Raw genomic sequence first — 19,396 nt, 5'->3', positions numbered from 1 at the left:
CTCTGAACTCGGAACTTCGACCTCTGAACTCGGAACTTCGACCTCTGAACTCGGAACTTCGACCTCTGAACTCGGAACTTCGACCTCTGAACTCGGAACTTGAGCTTCTGAACTCGAAATGTCAAGTTCTATACTCAAACTCCGAGCTTCTAAGCTCTAACTTTCAACCTTTTAGGCACAATTGCCGATAGATTTTCTCCACTATTGATGCTTAGGGCTGCACTTTCCTTTCTTTACAAACGAAATTGCGCCTTCATCAACTTTTAGTTTCTACCTTTGAAAGAGTTTAGCCATTCTTGAACTTGCTCTCGTGCAATATCTCGCCCCCCAAGACCAAAAGCTAGGGCAATAGCAACTGCGATCGCACCTAATAAAAGTCCAAAGGCTAAATTTACAATATCACTGGCAACTCCAATCTGTTGCAGTGCCATTGCAGAGACTAAGGCAATGATCGCAATCCGCGCCACCTGACCCAATATCTGTGCCTGACGTTCGCCGGAACTGGTAATGATGTTAAAAGCCAGATTTGCGAGGAATAAGCCAATGGCAAAGATCACCAATCCCGCCAAAATCCGCCCGAATATGATTACAATACCAGACACTAATGCTGTCAGGGCTGGAATATTCAGGATATTCACCGCCGCCACCGTTGCAAACAGCATGATACCCACTAAAGCAACAATGCCTGCAATTTCCGATGGCGTGCGGGTTGGAGTCGGTTCAACTGTTGGTTGTGTTGAAATTATGATTCGTCTGCTGGGTGTTGTCAGACCCAAAAGAGTGAAAATGTTATTAAAGCCTAAATTGGTGAGGATACTTGTAACCAAATCCGCGACAAACCGCCCCACGAAATAGGCCACAATCCAAATTGCCACGGCTGTAAAGATGGCAGGTAGAGCATTGAGAATCTGTTGCAGCATGGCGATCGCCGGCACTGATATCGCATCAATTCGCAAAGCATTCAGCGTTGCGATCGCCACAGGAATCAAAATCAAAACATAGACAATTGTGCCGAGAATACTCGATAGAGGTTGCACCCCCGCAGTCGTAGATAATCCCAACCGACTACCTAAATGGTCGATACCAGTTGTCGCCAGTAAATTCGTGACAATCCGCCGTACTACATTAGCGATGAACCAGCCAACTACAGCAATTAAGATCGCCGCTAAAATGTTCGGCAGAATTAGCAGAACTTCTGTAATTAGAGCTTGTACTGGTTGTAGAGCCTGCCTGAGTCCGAGAGTATCCAAAACTGGGGCAAGAAACAGTAAAAATATAAACCAATACAGAGCATTGCCAATTGTCTCACTCAGAGACAGCTGATTGAGGCTGGGTGCGCTGTCTTCTGGCTCTGGATTCAAACGCTCATCCAGGTTAAATGCCTGTAATGAGCGCACAGTGATAATCTTCACAATGATCGCCAAAAACCAGGCGGTTCCTAAAAGGATTCCCGCACCAACCAACTTTGGCAAAAAGCCAATAAGTTGATCGAGAGAATTATTCAGAGGTCGAGAGACGACCTCCAGATCCAATGTCTGTAAAACAGCTACCGCCGTCAACAAAATAATGATCCAAAAGACTAAGCCGGAGATTAATTTCTCCACTTGGGGAACATCTTGACGACCCGTTATCCCTGCGGCAATGCGGTTATCTATATTTGTGCGCTTGAGAATTGCTTGCGTCAGTGACGCTGCGATCGCTGCAATTAGCCAACCTACTAACAAAATTGCTACCGCCCCCAGCAGACGGGGTGTAAACAAAATCAACTGTTGAACAATACCTTGCACATCAGCAATTCCTTGATTTACTGCTGGTTGCGCCGATTGCAGGCTGGGCGATTGTGCCAAAAATGGCTGCCCCCTCGTAGACAAAGCAACTCCTATCACCTGGGTTATTCCTTGCCAAGTTGTGTTCATGGTTTTCGGGAATTAAGCTTAAGTATTCGCCGCAAACACTGAGTCAGTGTTTCGCCTATCAATTTAACAGTAAAAACATACATATATTGATATCAAGACTAATTTTTGAGTTTGTTACTCATATTTGACATTGGGCACTTGTACTGAGCGAAGTCGAAGTATTGTGCATTGAGCATTGTTCAATAATCAATACTTCTTCTTCTCTACTCCCTCATCCCCCTCATCCCCCTCATCCCCCACATCCCCCACATCCCCCACTCCCCACTCCCCACTCCCCCCTCCCCAGAATTTTGCGTTACTCTAATTGCAGCAACAGCATCAAAGATGTGGAATGTCCCAAGTTTTGTCACAATCGATTCAAATTAATGCTACAGCTACGGTAGTGGAGCGGTGTATTAGCGATTTAACCCTCATGCACCGTTGGCTCAACCCCGTCCTCCGTTGCGAACCTGTGGGCGAAGCTTGGAGTACCGATGTTGGCAGTCAAAGTCGTTTTATCATTCAAATTCCTCTACTGAAACCCACGTTGAATAGCGTAGTTGTGCAACGAGAACCGGGTTTGATAGTCTGGGAATTTCAGGGATTTTTTCAAGGGCGCGATCGCTGGGAATGTCAGCCAACAGAAAAGGGAACCCGCCTACTCAATCGCTTTGAGTACGATATCCCTAACCCCTTAGTGAATTGGGGTTTCAACACCTTTGCTGCATCTTGGACAAAAGAAGATATGCAAGCCCAACTGCGCCGCCTCAAACGAGTCGCAGAAGAACAAGATTAAATAATTCGTAATTCGTAATAGAGCCTCCGGCACGCTACGCGAACGTAATTCGTAATTAAGTTTTGTGACTCTTATTTCTTCCAGATGTATGACGAATCCCCACGGGTTTCTGGTAGGATAGTTAATATTTTGACCATCAATGCTATAAGCGAAAACCAAGCTAATAAGTATATGTCGCAAGAGAAAGATTTGGGTCTTGGGAACCAGGATTCCTGACAAGAGGAGGGAATGTAAGACCAAAAAAACTACGGAGTAATTGATGGCTATTCCCAATGAATTGGGAGAGCTACGTCCGTCTTACGGCGGGGTAGTTCACCAAAGCACTGCTGTGTCAATATAGTGCTGACACAGCATTTTTGATTCAAGCATTCTTACCTAATTTAGCAAGTAACTGGCGAATCACAGATGCATCCTCGGCGTCAGGAACTTTTGCTAAATAATTTTGTAAGTCGTCTACAGCTTGGGGGTAGTAACCGAGGTGATAATAAATCAAACCGCGATCGCGCAATTCTAAAGTTAAATTAGGAAACAGCAACAAAATTCGTTCAACCGCTCCTAGGGTTTTTTCTAAATCTTGTTGTTTGATATAAATAAATTTTAAATTTGTCAGCATCCGGGCCAAAAATTGCCGATGACTGACTACGGCTAAAAATTCTGCTTGTAGCGTCACAGGTTGCTGATAAAGTTGAGACAGCCGTTCTTCGCAATCTTGAGCAAATATTATTTCACCACCATTGAAAGCATCGACGAAAATCTCTATGTCTGGAACATCCGGGCGGATTAGGAAATGCCCTGGCATCCCCACACCCACCATCGGAAAATCAATCCGTCGGGCGACCTCCAGGTAAACCAGTGCTAAGGTAATGGGAATCCCCAATCGGCGGTCAATTACATCATTGAAAAAGCTATTGCGCGGGTCGTAATAGTCATTTTTGTTACCAGAAAACTTTAAATCATCGTAGAGATACTGATTAATACTTTGAACTATCCGCAAAGGATATCGTGAAGAAGGCAGGCGTTCTTGAAGTTCCCATGCCATTGTATCGAGAGCATTGAGGTATTCTTCTGGGTCTAGATTGGGATATTCTTCTTGTGCAATATACAAAGCTGCCTTTGCTAGGTCAATGTGTTCGTCAGACTGCTGAATCTCCTGGTAAAAATATTGTCGTGCTGACGAGAAATTCATAGGCTGTTGCTCGGTGGAAATGTGAGGATGAAGCGAGAGCGGCTTGGCTGAACTGAAAACAGTTTTTTGTACCTACTTAGTTGACAAAATATCTGTAAAAGCTTCTTTTGTACGTTCAGACAAGTTTGATGGCTGAAAATTGACTTGCCCGACTCTTCCTTGCAACGAGTTGTCTAAGGTATCAGTAGATGGGTAACTTGAGGTTTCATTAGTCAGGATTATTAATCTTACTCGTCGTCCAGTCAGTTCAGAAGCACGCAGGAGAATTTCCTCCCATGTTCCTTCAAAAGTTTGTTGTTCCATAATTACCCTTTACTCATCGTTATAATAATTCACTCATACCATGCCAGCAGCATCTTTTACGCTCAATGCTAACGCATCGGTTTAAAATGCTGAACCTGTTTGACGTTTTCACGACTTGATTTTAAGTGTTCTATCTTAATTTTCTTTGGTAATTCGAGAGCAGCGTAGGTCTAGCCCATCATAGACATCGCAGGCTGACAAAACTACATCATGACCAAGGCTAGCCTTCACAGTCAACTAAGCGCGATCGCTGCACAATTCCAGATTTTTGAATGTGTTCCCTGTGCGTAGGTGCAGCCCGCCGTAGGCATCGCCTTGCGCCAATTCCTCATTGATCAAAAGATTTCTGGCAAACAGGTTAGCCTCTTTACAGGTAGCACAGAAGACCCCTTCTGCAACATTTACCATGAACGCCTCCGACAAAACATTTCCATTAATGGGCGACATGAAGCGATCGCCGTTGAAATTGATGGACAAGAACTCATCTTTGACAATATAGATCCTGAAGGAATTTCCAGAGTAGACTGGATCAATAACCTATACTGCCCTGCCCAAGATTTAGGCGGCAATTTCCAAATCACCGAAACCAATTTTTAAGTTGGAGGGACACATGGTTGATTTGTATGACCTAATCCACAATATACAGAAACGTCCTGCCATGTATTTGGGACGAGCTTCTATATCCAACCTCCGCACTTTTCTAGCAGGTTACTGCTTTGCCCGTCGCCAGATAGGAATTCCTTAAACATCACAAGAACAGCAATTTTCAGAATTTCAAACTTGGATTCAGCAGAGATTTCCTGTAAGTTCTGATCATACCTGGGATCAGATTATTCTATTTTTTTACCAAGATGAGCACACTGCACTAGAGCAGTTTTTCAAATTATTTGACGAATTCACTCAAACAGAAGATTCCAAAGAACTTCAACCGAATACAACGAATAACTTGATAGTATAGGAATCATATTTGATTTCTGAAAAAATCTCGGTAGTCTTGTAGTAGCCTGTCATGGCTAAAATGATTGCAAAAAAATTGTAGGTTGGGTGGAGGCTTTGCGTAACCCAACATCCTGATAAGTAGTCAGGCAAAATTATTTACACATCTATTTAACCTAGAATGACGGTTTTACAGGCATTTCAGACGATGTTAGTATGAAATTAATTTTGCACAGGTACTTATATGTTGGGTTGCGCTCCGCTCCACCCAACCTACGTCTAATGCACTATTAAAGCCCTGACAGTCCACTACGTGCATTTCAGAAATCAAATACTAGTCCTATAGTTTCAGGAACTCAAGATTAAAAGAAACTTGAAATGGATGCTTTAGTCCAAGAACTCGACACAAAACTACGCCAATGGCAACCTGATATTGCTCAACAAGTGCGGCAATGCCTTGCAGAGATTATTGAACTGGCAGATCAGGATGCTCTAGATATTCTTCGTTCGAGAGTGGTTGAACAAGAAGTATTGGATTTGATTGATGAACCCGAAACCTGGTGAAGTGTGGCTGGTTGATTTAGGACTTGCAGCTAGAAAGCGTTAAACTGCTACATCCGCAAGAATTATAGAAAGGTATGTATAAGTTTACTTACTATTTAATTGATCTAGGAAAGTTCTGGTGGAAACCGAGGTTTTTTGCGAACATACTCACGAATTACATTGGTTGCTCGCCAAGCAATTCCACTACCAGGAGGAACGGGACAAACAAGAGTCCGTGCCGCCCCAAGGTTATTTCCCAATCCATCAAAGACTTCAAGCCATCCATGCTCCCCATCTGTTATTACCCGAACGGCTAGTGTATCTTCTCCTTGAATCGTGATTTTCAAACCAAAAACGCTTCCAATATCTGCTGCCTCAATCGTATTCTTATAGAAGTTATAGGCTTCCCAGAAACTATCTGGTGCTATTAGTGCTGAAGAGTCCTGCATATCGTAAAGCCATTTTTGAATACGTTCAAGATGAAAACTAAACCTTACCTGACGTACCCATTGATCATAGTCATCAACAGAAGCAAACTCTTCTTGATTGAGATTTTCTACTCTTGGAAGAGCTAGCCCATGAACATGAAAAGACCTGGGTTGGAATATCGGGAGTGATTCAATATTTAATAACTCACCCTGATCGTAAACTCTTGGGTAGCCTTGAGAGTAAAAATGCTTTACAGTTTCAGCGAAATTGCTCATATTAAACCTTTGGACTGGGATTGATTAGATATAGTTTGCCCCACAATCAACCTCAAAGTACTGCTTTACCACAAGATCACGAGCGTTACTAATGTGGTAACTTAACTTATGCTGTTTTTGACATATATTTATTAATCTGAGTATTTTACACTTTTGACTTAACTGCTGGCTGTGATGCTTGTAATGATTGGGGCAAACTCCAGTCGGGACGCAAACTAGCGGCGTTGCGTAAATAGATATGATGAATTGAGGCGGAGGCTGGTAGATAGGCATGGATTAAGAACCGAATGCAGCGCTGCAAGCTACCTTCGACGTGCATTTGCTGCACATCCAACATGGCCACATTATCCCAACCAGGACGCGCTCTAGCGATCGCAGCTGGAAAAATAGCATCTAAATCCCGTGTCACTGAGAAAGTCACACTAATCATGTCCCTCGGCTGGAATTGATTCCGGTTTTCCAGTTCATCTAGTAGTTCTGTCACTACCTCTTGCATTGCCTCAACGGTATTTTCTGAAACGGTTGTTGCTCCGCGAATCGCCCGCATTTGCCACTCCACGCCAAAATCCTCCTTAAAACAGAAAAGTCAGGAGCAAGGACTTAAGAACGAGAAGTTAAGATTTTTAACTCATAACTCCTCACTCATAACTCCTAACTCATATTAGGGTCGATATAACCACAACGGTAAACCACTAGTAGACATTTCAAATTCGAGCCAATCAATACCAGCCCCAATTCCTGATGAAAACTGACGACTCCCTGGTAGAACGCGACTCAATAAAGGTTTACGTTCTTCTAGGGTATAGCAGAGAGTTTTTTCCGGATCAAGACCGACCAGTTCTGCTGTCCAACGACGGGCATCTTCTTCTGTGCCCAGGCGGTCTACAACACCCAACTCTAGGGCTTGCTGTCCAGTAAAAATCCGACCATCGGCGAAAGTTTTCACCGTTTCGACTGCTAAAGAACGGCCATCAGCTACCGTTTGGACAAACTGCTGATAACTTGTGTCAATCAACTCTTGCAAAATGTTTGCTTCTGGTTGAGTCAGTTCCCGGTCGAAAGCCAAAATGTCTTTGTAAGGACCAGACTTAATTACCATGAAGGAAACACCGATTTTTTCTAGCAAGCGTTCCAAGTTATTCCCACGCAGAATCACACCGATACTACCCGTAATTGTACCTGGGTTAGCGACGATGTGTTCGGCTCCCATGCCGATGTAGACTCCTCCAGAAGCCGAAATATTGCCAAAGCTGGCGACGATTTTGATTTTTTCGCGCAAACGCTTCAGGGCGCTGTAGATTTCTTGAGAATCTCCGACTGTACCGCCAGGACTATCGATACGTAGCAATAATGCCGGGAACTTTTTTTCTTCTACAGTTTTTAGGGCTTCTAGGACGCGTTTGCGAGTAGCACCGGCGATCGCACCAGTAATTTCAATCCGCGCAATTTGTTTTTTAAACTTGGGCTTAAACGGCCAAACCATGAGTTGTCAACATACCTCGTAATAAATTCAATATAAGATGCCCAACGGTCAGACGCCCTGCTTTACTCTGTTAAGAAACATGAGCAGGCATTGTGCTGATCGCGATTTTAAGGAAATTTTTATATTTTGCAGTGAGTTTTATTTGATATTCTCAATGAATCCTAATCAAGTCCTTAAAGATTGCAGCTAACACAAAATGCCAAACTCTAGTTTAGCGTTCAACGTGATGATTTAGTACAGACTATTTTAGCTGTTTTGCGGAATTCAAAATTCCAAAACCCTTGAGATTCTATCTTTATGCACTTTTTGAGAATTAATTTGCTAGGGCTACACACCTGAACTAGTAGTCAGTCAGTAAGTAGGCGTAATTAAACATAAGATCAAACCTCACCCTCAATCCCCCTCCGTGAGTTCGGAGAGGGAAGCCGGAGGCAGGGTGAGGTTTTATATTTGATTTGACCCACTTACTTAATTAATAAATAATAAGTATTTAATCAATAATTTCGTTACTCAATTTAATGAATAAAAATTCATTCAGCAACACTAATCCCTGTCTAGGTTAAAACCAGTAGTACTTTCACTTTCGGAAATATCACTTTTTCCTCTCTTGTACAGCCCATGAGCATTTGAGGCAGCTATTTCTCTTACTTAGGAATCAATTCGTAAAATTTGATACCGATAATGAGCGTACATATCAAACAGTGCCCCGACGAAACCACAGGTCAAGCTAATCACAAATAATCCGCGTAGGGGAGTTCCACTGCCAAAGGTGACGAGAAAAAGGATAATCTGAGTAGCGATCGCTTCAGTTAACTCTTGTAAGGCAGGGATGTTACCGATGAGGGATAGAAGGAGCAATCCGCCGCCAACTAGGAACATGGGAGCGACAAAACTAAAAATGATCGTGAGTAGTAGGGAGCGGAGAAAGTTGGTGAAAATAGTCATTTGAAGACAAACTCCGTGAGTAGAGATGACAATAGCCCGATAGTGGTTTGTCATTTTCTACAATACGTGCGATCGCTCCTGAGCAGAGAATCTGTCAAAAATCTTAAGTTTTCATTAAAATAAACGACTAGCAGTTACAGCAGATGCTGGAGATATAAAAAATGACTTCAATCTACAAAACCCTTGCAAAATCTAGGTTAAAGCCAAGGCTAGCACCTATTTATTAGTTTGCAGCACCTTTAATAACAGCTTCATTTTCTGAGAGCATCTTTAATCTAAGTTAATGTTTAGCCTTTTTAGGGGAGTAGGGAGTGGGGAGTGGGGAGTAGGGGAGCAGAGGGGAAAGAGGTAATTTTTCATTTTTTCATTCTCCCCCATGCCCCATGCCCCATGCCCAAAACATAAAAGGATACAGAGCAAGTAAATTTATTTATGGAGATTGTAATGCAAGAATTTTGAATTTTGAATTTTGAATTCCCCGAAGGGGTTGACTTCCGCTATTCTTAAGGCAGTTACCGAGTTAGCTACAGAACATTGAACCAGACTACATCCGAATCCAGTTTAGGAAAATGGAGTCAGCGGCTGCTGGCAGCGATTTTTCTGGGTGGGCAAGTACTAGTTCACCTATTAAGGGGCAAAATCCATCGGCGCAACACCTTAGAACAAATGGCAGCAGTTGGTCCAGATTCCCTATTTATTGCCCTCTTGACGGCTATTTTCGTTGGGGCGGTGTTTACCATTCAGGTGGCGCGGGAATTTATCAACTTTGGCGCAGGAAATGTTATCGGCGGAGTTCTTTCTATAGCGTTGACACGAGAACTCGCTCCCGTGTTGACAGCAGTGGTTTTGGCTGGGCGAGTCGGTTCTGCCTTTGCAGCCGAAATCGGTACCATGCGGGTTTCAGAACAAATCGATGCCATGTTGATGTTAAGAACAGATCCAATCGATTACCTAGTTATCCCCCGCGTCCTTGCTTGCTGTTTAATGCTACCAATTTTAACCCTCTTGTCTTTGGTAACAGGGATGTTCGGGGGATTCATCATTGCGACAAATATCTACAACCTGTCTGATACGGTATTTATAGACTCAGCCCGTAACTTTCTTGGTATCTGGGATATTTTTAGCGCCATGATTAAGGCGTGTTGCTTTGGCATTTTAATCGCTGTAATTGGTTGCAGTTGGGGGTTAACGACAACAGGAGGAGCCAAAGGTGTAGGACAGTCAACCACAACTGCGGTTGTGACTGCCTTGATGATTATATTTGTTAGCAATTTCTTTCTTTCTTGGTTAATGTTTCAGGGGACTGGTAGTGCATTCCTAAGCCTATAAAACTGATAAGTTAGGAGTTAAGAGTTAGGAGTGAGGAGTTTTAACTCATAACTCTTAACTCCTAACTCCTGTATAGACGCGATTAATCGCGTCTCTAACTCCTAACTCCTAAAATAGGAGAGATGCCTACTAAATAAAGCAGGATTTAAGACTGTGACCAGTTCATTTGTTTCTAACTCCACATCAACTGTGGAACTCAAGCCTAGCTACAATATACCTATAGTGTTAGTGATTACCGCTATTCCACTACTGTTAGTACAACCGTGGGTAGGCTTGATTTTCACACTATTTGGTTTGTTTCTTATGTTTCAGGCGTTAACGCTGCGTTTGCAATTTACCGCCAGCAACTTAGATATTTACAGAGGGGAAAAATTGATTCGGCGCTTTCCCTACCAGGAATGGCAAAACTGGCGGATATTTTGGAATGTAGTCCCCATCCTGTTTTACTTTAAAGAAATTAAAAGTATTCACTTTTTGCCGATTTTATTTGACCCAAACACCTTGAAAACTTGCTTAGAACAACGTTGTCCGCGTCTTTAGTGCTGAGTGCTATCTGTGCTGAGTCGTTTTGCTTTAAACTCATAACTCAGCACTGATGACTCAGGACTTTTATCGCAGGTCAATTGTAATATTTGTGAAAGCTATTTATTCGCGTCATCGGAATTACACTATTGTTTATGAACTCAGAGGCATCTCAAACCCCAGAACCAATTGATGAGCGGTTGGCAGAAAAACAAGAACAGAATAATGCATTTGTTCATCCAGTAAATTCATCTGTTGAGTCAGTGGTAGAAGCAGGAGCCATTAGCTCGTCAGAAGACTACACAACTTTTGAGCCACTCATCTCCAATGCAGAAGTGGTAGATTCGACTGTAGAGCTAACAGAAAATTCAAATGGCGAGTTTGTAGCGCAGTTAGAAGCGGAAAATGTCGCACTGGGGTCAGAAATAGGAGCAGAAAATAATTCATTATATGCAGAAGCAGAGCAGCGAGTGGCAGAATTGCAGAGCGCCGAAGCAACTCTCAAGTCAGAAATAGCCAAGCTGCAAGCTTCTTACAAAAACCTTCAGGGACAAGTAAGTGAAACTCAAACATCACTAGGACGACTCGTGCAAGAGTCGCTGGTGCAGTTAGAACAACGCAAACAAACTCTGCAAATTTCTGTAGAACAACTAGAACGCCGTCAAGAACGTATTCGCAACGAGATGCGAACCACTTTTGCTGGTGCATCTCAAGACTTGGCAATTCGGGTGCAGGGTTTTAAAGACTATCTCACGGGTAGCTTACAGGATTTGGCCTCTACTGCTGAACAGTTGCAACTGACACCAAGTGTGGTGGAACGAGAAAAACTACCTGTAAAAGAAGCTAAACCAGTTGAACCCCAACCTGGAATACCGCAATTTGCCCAACAGCAGTTTCAAGATACTACAAAGCAAATTCGCCGCCTAATTGACCAATACCGCAATAAACCAGATTACTACGGCCCGGCGTGGCAACTGCGTCGCACTTTTGAACCAATCCACGCTGAACGAGTCTCGAACTGGTTTTTTACCCAAGGGGGACGGGGTGGTTTGCGGACAATGGGTAGCCGCTTACAGAATATTCTGATTGCCTCAGCCGCAATTTCGATATTACACAAGCTGTATGGCGATCGCGTCCGTACCCTAGTCTTAGCTAATACACCGGAGCGATTAGGTGAATGGCGGCGCGGCTTGCAAGACTGTCTGGGAATCGGTCGCCCAGATTTCGGGCCAGACCGAGGTGTGGTATTATTTGAGGCGTCTGATGCTGTCGCTCAGAAAGCAGACCGATTGACAAAAGCCAATCAACTGCCCTTAATTATCATTGATGATTCAGAAGAACAAATCAGTTTGTCACTGCTGCAATTTCCCCTGTGGTTAGCCTTTGCTCCTGACCCCAAAATAGTGAGAAACTATGATGATGACTTTTAATTAGTCATTGGTCATTGGTCATTGGTCATTAGTCATTAGTCATTGGTCATTGGTCAAGAGGTATGTGATTTGGAACTATTACTCTTGACTTTTTTGAATTTTGAATTTTGAATTGTATTATGGCTATTTGGTTAACTCTGTGTGGGGTAATTGTCGTCACAGCTTACCTATTGGGTTCTTTTCCCACTGGGTACATTGCTGTGAAGCAGCTAAAGGGTATTGATATTCGAGAAGTTGGTTCAGGTTCCACTGGCGCAACTAATGTACTAAGAACCTTAGGGAAAGGGGCAGGAGCCTTGGTTTTAGTACTTGATTCCTTGAAGGGAGTATTAGCGATCGCTCTAGTTTACTGGTTGTTCAATTTTGCCCAGATTCAAAATTATATCCCTCCAACGGTAGATGCACAACTGTGGCAACCGTGGGTAGTAACAATATCTGGGTTAGCTGCCATCCTGGGACATAGTAAATCAATTTTTTTGGGCTTTACCGGTGGTAAATCTGTTGCTATCAGCTTGGGGATTTTGTTGGCAATGAGTTGGCAGGTGGGTTTAGCAACAGCAGGTGTGTTTGCCGTCGTTGTGGCGATATCGCGGATTATCTCTTTGAGTTCAATTGCAGGTGCGATCGCAGTTACCATTTTGATGGTAATTTTGCATCAACCCTTACCCTATATTCTGTTTGGGATTGCCGGTGGATTATATGTGATTTTCCGCCATCGCACTAATATTCAACGGCTGCTTGCGGGAACGGAGCCAAAAATTGGGCAAAATGTAGCGGCAGAACCAGAACAAACTGCTTAATTGACTTAATTACTCTTTTCAATCTAAAATCTAAAATCCAAAATTGTGTGACCAACCACAAATAGATATATTTTGCCCCTGTGCTTCAGTCGGGGCTAGGTTTAGGAACGAACGTTACCTTTAATTAAACGGTGGAAAAGGCGGCAAGGCCAGAAAAAAGCTCCACAGATACTTACTGAGGCGATCGCGGCCACAACTCGCCAACTTGAACTATTCCCAGTGGCAGACTCTGAAGGATCAGCTTGTGTACTTTTAGCTAGTTCTGGCACTGAATGAGATAGCTGACTGGCTGTACTCATCCCTTCAATCGCTGCTCCAATTAGATAAGCTATCAGGGCAATTACTAGCCAGTGATTCATAATATTCAACTGTTTGAACTCTGACAGGTTGTTTGAAAAGTCTAATTTATTACTCACCGGGCGAATACAATGAGACTGTTGGGAATTGATCGGGGGTCTAACCCATCAGCCCCAATCCATCTTAATTCCTTTAATTTCAGTGCGTTTCAACGTACTTTAGCTATTAGCCCGCAATTTATTGCAGGGCCCGAAAGCAACGCTCTCACTGAGGTTTTAGGGATGGGGGGTTTAACAAGAGAGTAAATTTACCAATAGTCTCATTCTATTCGCCCAATACTTTTCAAACATCCTCTGAGCGTATACTTGGCAATGAGCAATCATTTGATTTCTCGTGCTAATGATTGCCGCCTTGCCCGAAGGATAATCGACCTTCAGCTGTATCCCGAATCAGGGGCAGTTTAGATTTTATATAAGTATTGAGGGTGCTATCTGCCTGAGCATCAATTCCCTGCTTAACTTTTAACTGCTGGAGGAGTAATTGTACTAAAGCAGCATCCTCAAACTGGAGCAGGGTGTTGACCTGAGTAGACTCGATTACAGCCCAGAGCTGTTGCATGATTTTGGCACTGACCATGAGTCTGTAACCTCTTAAGCTTTTCTTTATATTTATATTTGCATGAATTTCAAATTTGTGGTTAGTTTTTATCTGAAGATTTATAAAGATGTCGGGTAACAGTGAAGGTGTAGCACTGCGCTTTTTGTGGAGGGGAAACTTCAGTGGTCGTCATTAGGTACTTTTGCTAGAAGTTTATTGTGAAACTCTCACGCAAGATCCTTCCTGACCAGAATCGGGAAAAATTGCTAAAGTATGATATTCAGGGTTATCTGTTCCATATAGCACTCGAAAAGTATACAACTTGTTTCTACCTTGTCCTTCGGTAACAACTGTTAAAAGTGTATTGCTAGTAGGAGGAAGTCCAGGAATGTCCAGTTTTTTAATTCGTCTGAGTTGAATTACATTCGCTGCGGAGTTTTTACAATCTCCTGAACTACTATTAGCTTCTTGACCAAATTGCATGCATACTGGCCCATCAAAATCTATAGTTACCTGTGATGGATCGTTTAACCAAACTTTTTTAATTACTTCTCCAGCCGGAATAAAGCTTAAGTTTGTTCCTTCTTGATACCAAACCGTGATCGTAGGTATTAGTCCCCCTAAACCCTGTGCTTGGCAGGAAAATATGGAACGCAGAACGGCGTTATTAGCTACAGCACGGCCTACTAACAAGAACATAGCAACCGAAAAAATTAAGGAAGCTATAGGTAGGAAATAAGAATTATGTGGGGTATTTCCTGACAAGTTAGGATTATTTTTCATGGTTGCAAATGGGGAGATTGGTAGATAGAACAAGGGGAGATAGAAAGATGGAAAGAAAACTAATTACCAATTACCATTACCCAATCCAAAATCTAAAATTGGTATAAATCCTACCTTCTAAAACTGAGTTGGTTGATTAACGTATACTTCAATATTTGTGCCTGCTGGCAAAAACCAAACATTAGTTTGTTGTGACATTTGAGCGATCGCCTGTTGATTACGTTGGGCAATTTGGGGTACTACAGAGTTCAAACCACCTTCCAGAACTCCAGCCGCAAGGTTGCGTCTGGGTTCAGTGACAGTAGTATAAGAAGTATAAGCTTGTGCTTGTGCTTGTGAAGTTTGTGGGTTGGTAGAGCCGTCAGTGTTAGTGGGAACTATAGGACTAGAAATTGCTTGGAGATGAGTATCAGGGAGATTTACTAACTCTGCTGCTTTACCAATACCTCCCAAAATGAATAGTCCTGCATCCATCGATGCTATGGATGAACCTTGATTGGGAAATTTATTGGCGATTAAAGGTTTACCTTGAGTACCGCGAAGAATAATTGCATTGTTGGATAAGCTGCGTTCTGTAAGGTTGCCATTATCATGGGAGATAACTTTAACTACGTTCATCTGCAAAAGACCTTGTTCGGAAAGGGAACGAATTTCAGCTAGAAATTCGGTGTTTGCAGGTAGAGCGATCGCACCATCCGTAGATTTTAGCGCTTCTTTCAATCGGATCACAAATACGTTTTTATCTTCGCCTTCTTCACCACCACCGTTTGATTTGGTAGTAGTTTCGCCAAATATCGCTGTTGCTAACACAGCTTGAGCACTACTCCCGACTGCTACGGTTTTCTGTCCCTGCGGTTGCGCTTGGCTCACCTCAGGAGGAGGAGTGGTTTGTTTAGGATTGGGGTTTGGTGTCTGTTCCTGCGCCTGCGAATTGTTTGGAAGTTCAGGAGCAGCTGCGATCGGTTGATTGCTAGTATTTACTTGACCATAGCTACCTAGCTTTGCTAATCTTCTCCACTCTTCAAGTGGGCTTGGTGGAGCTGGGGGAGTTATATTGGCTACTGGTTGAGTGTTTACTACCTGGGGTGATGGCAAAGGTAGGGGAGCAACGCGCTCAACTGGTACTGTCTGAGGTACGTAAACTGTTGGTGCGGGTGCGGGTGTTGGGATCACTTTCTCTCGATCTCTGGAAGAAACTGAGGGTTTTTGTAAGGCTACTGTCGGCGTTGATTTGGCAATTCTGAGCTGTTGTTGGGCAGCTTTTACCATCTGTGCTTGTTCAGTCAGGGCTAATTTCGTTTTCAGAGTATCTACTTCAGCTCCTAGTTGTTGAGAGTTAGAAGGGGAAATAGGCTGCGATCGCGCTTCTGGAGAAACAATATTTTTTGGCTTTTGATTGCTGGTACTCATCAACTTGGACAAAAACACACCACCTACCAAAACTATCGCTAAGGTAGCGGCTCCTACCAAGGCTAACTTTGCAAACGGATTAGATGAGAAGGGTTCCTTAGTCTGAACTTCTTGTGGTTGAGAAAGAAACTCTTGCGCCGTTACAGAGCCTTCTGATCCTTGGATATCGGTAGAAGATTCTTGTTCAAAGCCGACTAACCTTGACATCTGTGATTCCCAATTTAAAGATTCTACTTCTGGTTGGTGATCGTCCGTGGTTAGAGTAAATCCATTTTGGGGAGGAGTTTCCGTCGGAATTGGGTATCTAGTCATGGTAGAGCTTGGTTTGGATTTACAGAACAATTTTGATCTTGGATTTCACATATATTATAAATTTCTAGTCTGGCTTCACCAAGGCGGTAAGCTGCGAAGTGCAATGGTAGTGCTGCATTTGGTAGTGAAGTTGCTGGTTGATCTATTGCTCTAACTAAAATTTGTTTATTAAAGGGAACTGATTTTCCCAACTTATCATAACTGCTAAAAACTAATTGATTGGCAACTATATCCACTTTCCACTTTCCATTGTCTATTTCTGTAGGTTGAGAAATTTTTTGGATTACTAATACATTTTCCGCTCCTCTATTAACATTTTCAAATTGGCTATCTGGACTTAAGTTAGTAAGTTGTGACTTAAGTTTTTGTTTAAAATCATCAGCTACCAGTTGAGAGGTAATTTCCCAGACTTGTGTTGGCGGCTGTTGTTGTGACCAGGTAAGCATTAAGCTCATAGTTTCACCCACAAAGCGGCGAATAGCCTCTGGCTGCCGCCCTAAATTTGGTTGGGGGTCTACGGTTATAGTCCGACCATCAACAAGTTGCACTAAACTTTGAGGTGTTAGTTGCCTACTTAACTGTTGTAACATAGACCCGTTAAATATTAGTAAAAGCAAGGTAAATAGATGTAAGCCGAATGTTCCTACTACCAAAAGTGGTAATGGGCTATTTTTCCGATTTTCTGGTTTGAGTAATTGCATTAATAATTAATTATATAAATTGAATTATCAGCCAGGAATTTAGAATCGATTATCTGATAAAGCTATCAGATGTTTGTCCAGAACCGCACTGCTTTAATTTATCTTCATTCAGGTTATTGTAGTCATCTAGCAAACATAAGTTACGAATTTCATAAATTTCTAATCTATCAGCCCGGACACTATAAATTGCTTTTTGCAGGTTTGTGCCATTGTCGCCTTGTGGATTCCCGAAATAATCTGCTGCACGTACAAGGAAATCTTTGTTAAAAGGAGTTATCAGTTTTGCACCACCAACTCGATTCTTTTGAATTAAGTCGGCTACCATACCCACTCGCCACTTACCTGGTGCAATTTGTTTTGGTGGATAAACCCGCTTAATAACTAATTGTGATGTCATAATTTGGTCGGGATTTTCAGAGAAAACTTCTGGCGGTGTCATTTCTGCAACTGTGCTTAAGAAACCTTTGCGAAAGTCTTCTGATAATGCAAAACTAGCTACCCAACTGGTGGTACTAATTTTTTGGCTACTCCCTTGAGGTGTTTGAATCAGAATTCCTAAATCTGATTTTGGGTTTGCAACTTCTTCGATAGTTTGTGGTGGTAAGGTTCCAGACCAGCTAAACATTGATATCATTGTTTTGCTGACAAATTGGCGAATTGCTTCTGGTTGTCTTGCTAAATCATCAATATTACCTACTGGTTTACCATCGATTAATTGCACAAAGTTGGGAGGTTTTCTCAGACTGAGTTGGCGAATATTTATCCCTTGGAATAAGAATAAAAGTAAAACTAATATATGTAAACTGAAGCTAGCGATCGCAAAAATTGTTAAGACACTTCCCGTTCTTTGTCTTTTTTCGAGTAAACGCACCATTTCCTGATCTCCTTCTGAAAAAAACCTCAGCTACTATATATGATGTTTTGCATATAGTCACTAGTTACGACACTTGCCAAAATTGAGTTTATTCATTTGGAATTTTCAATTTCCTATATCCTCTCCTTTACTAAAGAAGCCGTATTGCTGATCGCACTGAAGACTGCAAAACCGCCAGCAGCAGCCACAAGTAACGATAAAATTGGTGCTAAAATTCCCAGAAAAATTATGAACCACATTAAATCTGGATCAACATTAACATCTTGACCCGGCCCATTCACAATAACTGAGGCAGTCAGCACAGCAATAATATTGAATGAAATCTTGGCGATTCCAATAGATAAAAATCCGGTCAGCCATGCAAAAATAGGCTTACCAGCTACAGGCAGTAAAGACCCACCTACAGCCAGAGGCCCTAAAGCCGCTATCAGCAACATAGTCGCTTCTATCAAATTCTGGAAGGCATATTGTAAGGAAACTAAAAAGTTTTTGATACTTGTTTGGACTGTAGAACCTAATAAAGAATTAAATGAACTTTCTGATACAATGCCAGTGCCATATCTGATATTATCGACCTTAGTTTGTAGTCTAATTATCCAGCTTCTATTTCCATAAGTATCTCTATATTTCTGCCAGAGAGTGTTGATTTTTTCCGCAGCTTTGATAAAGCATTCACTTTGTTGTTGGCCAGTAAGCGACTGACAAGGACGCAAGAAAGAACCAGCTACTTCTTCGGCAACACTCATATTCAGTGCTTGTTGGTATATTTTATTTGCATCTGCCGTTACCAATACTTGTTGATTCACAGTGTTTAGAAAATTCCGCACTCCTAGTGTCAGATTAGAAAGGATACTTCCATTGCCGGAATTATTTAAGAGGATCACCACAATAAAAGGCCAAATCAAAGCTGATATGGGACGGGTATATTCGTAGGATATTAAGTCTTTGAGGAATTGTATCATAAAAAATAACAGGGTTCCTACCGCAAAAAAAATACCCAGATTGGTCAGCGCTCCATACAAATTATTACTGGTATTATTTTGTAATAAATCTAGCCATTGTTTGTCCCAACCTGCGGCAATACTTCGGGAAGTTGCGGCCCCATTATCGACAATCTGATCAATGCCTACTTGGGCAAAAATTAGTTGAATAGCAAGTTGCATTTTGAGTTTATGGGCTGTTTTTTTAGATTTCGTAGTCTGCGTTACATTCCTAACGCACCATCCTGGATGCTTTCGGTGGGTTAGCGACAGCGTAACGCACCTTACCAAACTGTTTTTTAGACTTCTTGTTGGTTTGTCAGAAGTTTAGAGGATGTTTTAAAAGTCCTCTTGTCGGTAGCAAAACATTCTATTGGGGGACTTTGATTCCGGTTCCCCCCTTGGAAAGGCTACGGTGTACATACAAGTCTGAAATAGCTGATTAACCAAGGTTTTACCCCACCCTAACCCTCCTCTTATAAAGGGGAGGGAACTAGATTTCTTGTTTCCCCTTTCAAGCTACAAGGAACTGTGCGAAATTTTCTCTACCTTATAAAGGGGAGGGAACTA

The 19,396-nt window shown here is 42.3% G+C and carries 23 protein-coding genes; 9 read left to right on the top strand and 14 right to left on the bottom strand.

Features of this window, described 5'->3' with window-relative positions; genetic code table 11:
- Positions 1–263 precede the first annotated feature (263 nt).
- On the bottom strand, positions 264–1,916 hold the full coding sequence (locus V7K27_RS25840) for a mechanosensitive ion channel (RefSeq protein WP_334949024.1): 1,653 nt from the start codon (positions 1,914–1,916) through the stop codon (positions 264–266).
- A 175-nt stretch (positions 1,917–2,091) separates the two neighbouring features.
- Here V7K27_RS25840 and V7K27_RS25835 point away from each other — a divergent pair, with 175 nt between their 5' ends.
- Complete coding sequence (locus tag V7K27_RS25835; RefSeq protein WP_334949022.1) at positions 2,092–2,220, top strand: hypothetical protein; 129 nt, start codon at positions 2,092–2,094, stop codon at positions 2,218–2,220.
- A 27-nt stretch (positions 2,221–2,247) separates the two neighbouring features.
- Positions 2,248–2,691: an SRPBCC family protein gene (locus tag V7K27_RS25830; RefSeq protein WP_334949020.1), complete on the top strand. Its 444-nt coding sequence runs from the start codon at positions 2,248–2,250 to the stop codon at positions 2,689–2,691.
- Positions 2,692–3,052: 361 nt separating this feature from the next.
- Here the strand turns inward: V7K27_RS25830 and V7K27_RS25825 are convergent, their stop codons facing one another.
- Positions 3,053–3,877: a SirB1 family protein gene (locus V7K27_RS25825; protein WP_334949019.1), complete on the bottom strand. Its 825-nt coding sequence runs from the start codon at positions 3,875–3,877 to the stop codon at positions 3,053–3,055.
- Positions 3,878–3,949: 72 nt separating this feature from the next.
- Positions 3,950–4,180: a hypothetical protein gene (locus V7K27_RS25820; protein WP_334949017.1), complete on the bottom strand. Its 231-nt coding sequence runs from the start codon at positions 4,178–4,180 to the stop codon at positions 3,950–3,952.
- A 291-nt stretch (positions 4,181–4,471) separates the two neighbouring features.
- Here V7K27_RS25820 and V7K27_RS25815 point away from each other — a divergent pair, with 291 nt between their 5' ends.
- The 3 genes from V7K27_RS25815 to V7K27_RS25805 all read left to right on the top strand — a co-directional run bounded on the left by V7K27_RS25815 (position 4,472) and on the right by V7K27_RS25805 (position 5,680).
- Complete coding sequence (locus tag V7K27_RS25815; protein WP_334949015.1) at positions 4,472–4,777, top strand: papain fold toxin domain-containing protein; 306 nt, start codon at positions 4,472–4,474, stop codon at positions 4,775–4,777.
- Between the two features lie 13 nt (positions 4,778–4,790).
- Positions 4,791–4,925 (top strand): hypothetical protein, encoded by a 135-nt coding sequence (locus tag V7K27_RS25810; protein WP_334949013.1) that lies wholly within the window; start codon positions 4,791–4,793, stop codon positions 4,923–4,925.
- Between the two features lie 569 nt (positions 4,926–5,494).
- On the top strand, positions 5,495–5,680 hold the full coding sequence (locus tag V7K27_RS25805) for a hypothetical protein (protein ID WP_229460353.1): 186 nt from the start codon (positions 5,495–5,497) through the stop codon (positions 5,678–5,680).
- Between the two features lie 104 nt (positions 5,681–5,784).
- Here the strand turns inward: V7K27_RS25805 and V7K27_RS25800 are convergent, their stop codons facing one another.
- The 4 genes from V7K27_RS25800 to V7K27_RS25785 form a co-directional block, all read right to left on the bottom strand.
- Positions 5,785–6,363, bottom strand: coding sequence for a hypothetical protein (locus V7K27_RS25800; protein ID WP_334949011.1), 579 nt, complete (start codon positions 6,361–6,363; stop codon positions 5,785–5,787).
- Positions 6,364–6,508: 145 nt separating this feature from the next.
- Complete coding sequence (gene aroH / locus V7K27_RS25795; protein WP_334825997.1) at positions 6,509–6,922, bottom strand: chorismate mutase; 414 nt, start codon at positions 6,920–6,922, stop codon at positions 6,509–6,511.
- A gap of 102 nt (positions 6,923–7,024) precedes the next feature.
- Positions 7,025–7,846, bottom strand: a complete 822-nt coding sequence (gene sppA, locus V7K27_RS25790; RefSeq protein WP_334939491.1) for a signal peptide peptidase SppA — start codon at positions 7,844–7,846, stop codon at positions 7,025–7,027.
- Between the two features lie 648 nt (positions 7,847–8,494).
- Entirely contained in the window at positions 8,495–8,791 is a 297-nt protein-coding gene (locus V7K27_RS25785) for a hypothetical protein (protein ID WP_334949026.1), read from the bottom strand.
- Between the two features lie 534 nt (positions 8,792–9,325).
- On the opposite strand from V7K27_RS25785, the gene V7K27_RS25780 reads away from it, so the two are divergent.
- The 4 genes from V7K27_RS25780 (at position 9,326) to plsY (ending at position 12,872) form a co-directional block, all read left to right on the top strand.
- A complete protein-coding gene (locus V7K27_RS25780) occupies positions 9,326–10,120 on the top strand; it encodes an MlaE family lipid ABC transporter permease subunit (RefSeq protein WP_334949009.1) in 795 nt (264 codons plus the stop codon).
- Positions 10,121–10,273: 153 nt separating this feature from the next.
- Positions 10,274–10,660 carry a DUF3119 family protein gene (locus V7K27_RS25775; protein WP_334949007.1) on the top strand — a complete coding sequence of 129 codons (387 nt, stop codon included), beginning with the start codon at positions 10,274–10,276 and terminating at the stop codon, positions 10,658–10,660.
- A 137-nt stretch (positions 10,661–10,797) separates the two neighbouring features.
- Positions 10,798–12,072, top strand: coding sequence for a DUF3086 domain-containing protein (locus V7K27_RS25770; protein ID WP_334949005.1), 1,275 nt, complete (start codon positions 10,798–10,800; stop codon positions 12,070–12,072).
- 119 nt (positions 12,073–12,191) lie between these two features.
- Entirely contained in the window at positions 12,192–12,872 is a 681-nt protein-coding gene (gene plsY / locus V7K27_RS25765; RefSeq protein ID WP_334949003.1) for a glycerol-3-phosphate 1-O-acyltransferase PlsY, read from the top strand.
- A 101-nt stretch (positions 12,873–12,973) separates the two neighbouring features.
- Here the strand turns inward: plsY and V7K27_RS25760 are convergent, their stop codons facing one another.
- The 7 genes from V7K27_RS25760 to V7K27_RS25730 all read right to left on the bottom strand — a co-directional run bounded on the left by V7K27_RS25760 (position 12,974) and on the right by V7K27_RS25730 (position 19,009).
- Positions 12,974–13,231, bottom strand: a complete 258-nt coding sequence (locus tag V7K27_RS25760; RefSeq protein WP_334949001.1) for a hypothetical protein — start codon at positions 13,229–13,231, stop codon at positions 12,974–12,976.
- A gap of 334 nt (positions 13,232–13,565) precedes the next feature.
- A complete protein-coding gene (locus tag V7K27_RS25755) occupies positions 13,566–13,805 on the bottom strand; it encodes a hypothetical protein (protein ID WP_334948999.1) in 240 nt (79 codons plus the stop codon).
- 174 nt (positions 13,806–13,979) lie between these two features.
- Entirely contained in the window at positions 13,980–14,549 is a 570-nt protein-coding gene (locus V7K27_RS25750) for a hypothetical protein (protein ID WP_334948998.1), read from the bottom strand.
- A gap of 117 nt (positions 14,550–14,666) precedes the next feature.
- A complete protein-coding gene (locus V7K27_RS25745) occupies positions 14,667–16,271 on the bottom strand; it encodes a hypothetical protein (RefSeq protein WP_334948996.1) in 1,605 nt (534 codons plus the stop codon).
- Positions 16,268–16,972, bottom strand: a complete 705-nt coding sequence (locus V7K27_RS25740) for a hypothetical protein (protein WP_334948994.1) — start codon at positions 16,970–16,972, stop codon at positions 16,268–16,270. The genes V7K27_RS25745 and V7K27_RS25740 overlap by 4 nt, the downstream gene beginning before the upstream one ends.
- A 49-nt stretch (positions 16,973–17,021) precedes the next feature.
- Entirely contained in the window at positions 17,022–17,846 is an 825-nt protein-coding gene (locus V7K27_RS25735) for a hypothetical protein (protein ID WP_334948992.1), read from the bottom strand.
- 113 nt (positions 17,847–17,959) lie between these two features.
- Positions 17,960–19,009, bottom strand: a complete 1,050-nt coding sequence (locus tag V7K27_RS25730; RefSeq protein ID WP_334948990.1) for a hypothetical protein — start codon at positions 19,007–19,009, stop codon at positions 17,960–17,962.
- Positions 19,010–19,396: the final 387 nt, after the last annotated feature.

This window comes from Nostoc sp., assembly GCF_036919575.1.
Classification (GTDB): Bacteria; Cyanobacteriota; Cyanobacteriia; order Cyanobacteriales; family Nostocaceae; genus Nostoc.
The sequence above is the reverse complement of the archived record's forward strand: the minus strand, read 5'-3'. Positions and strand labels throughout refer to the sequence as shown.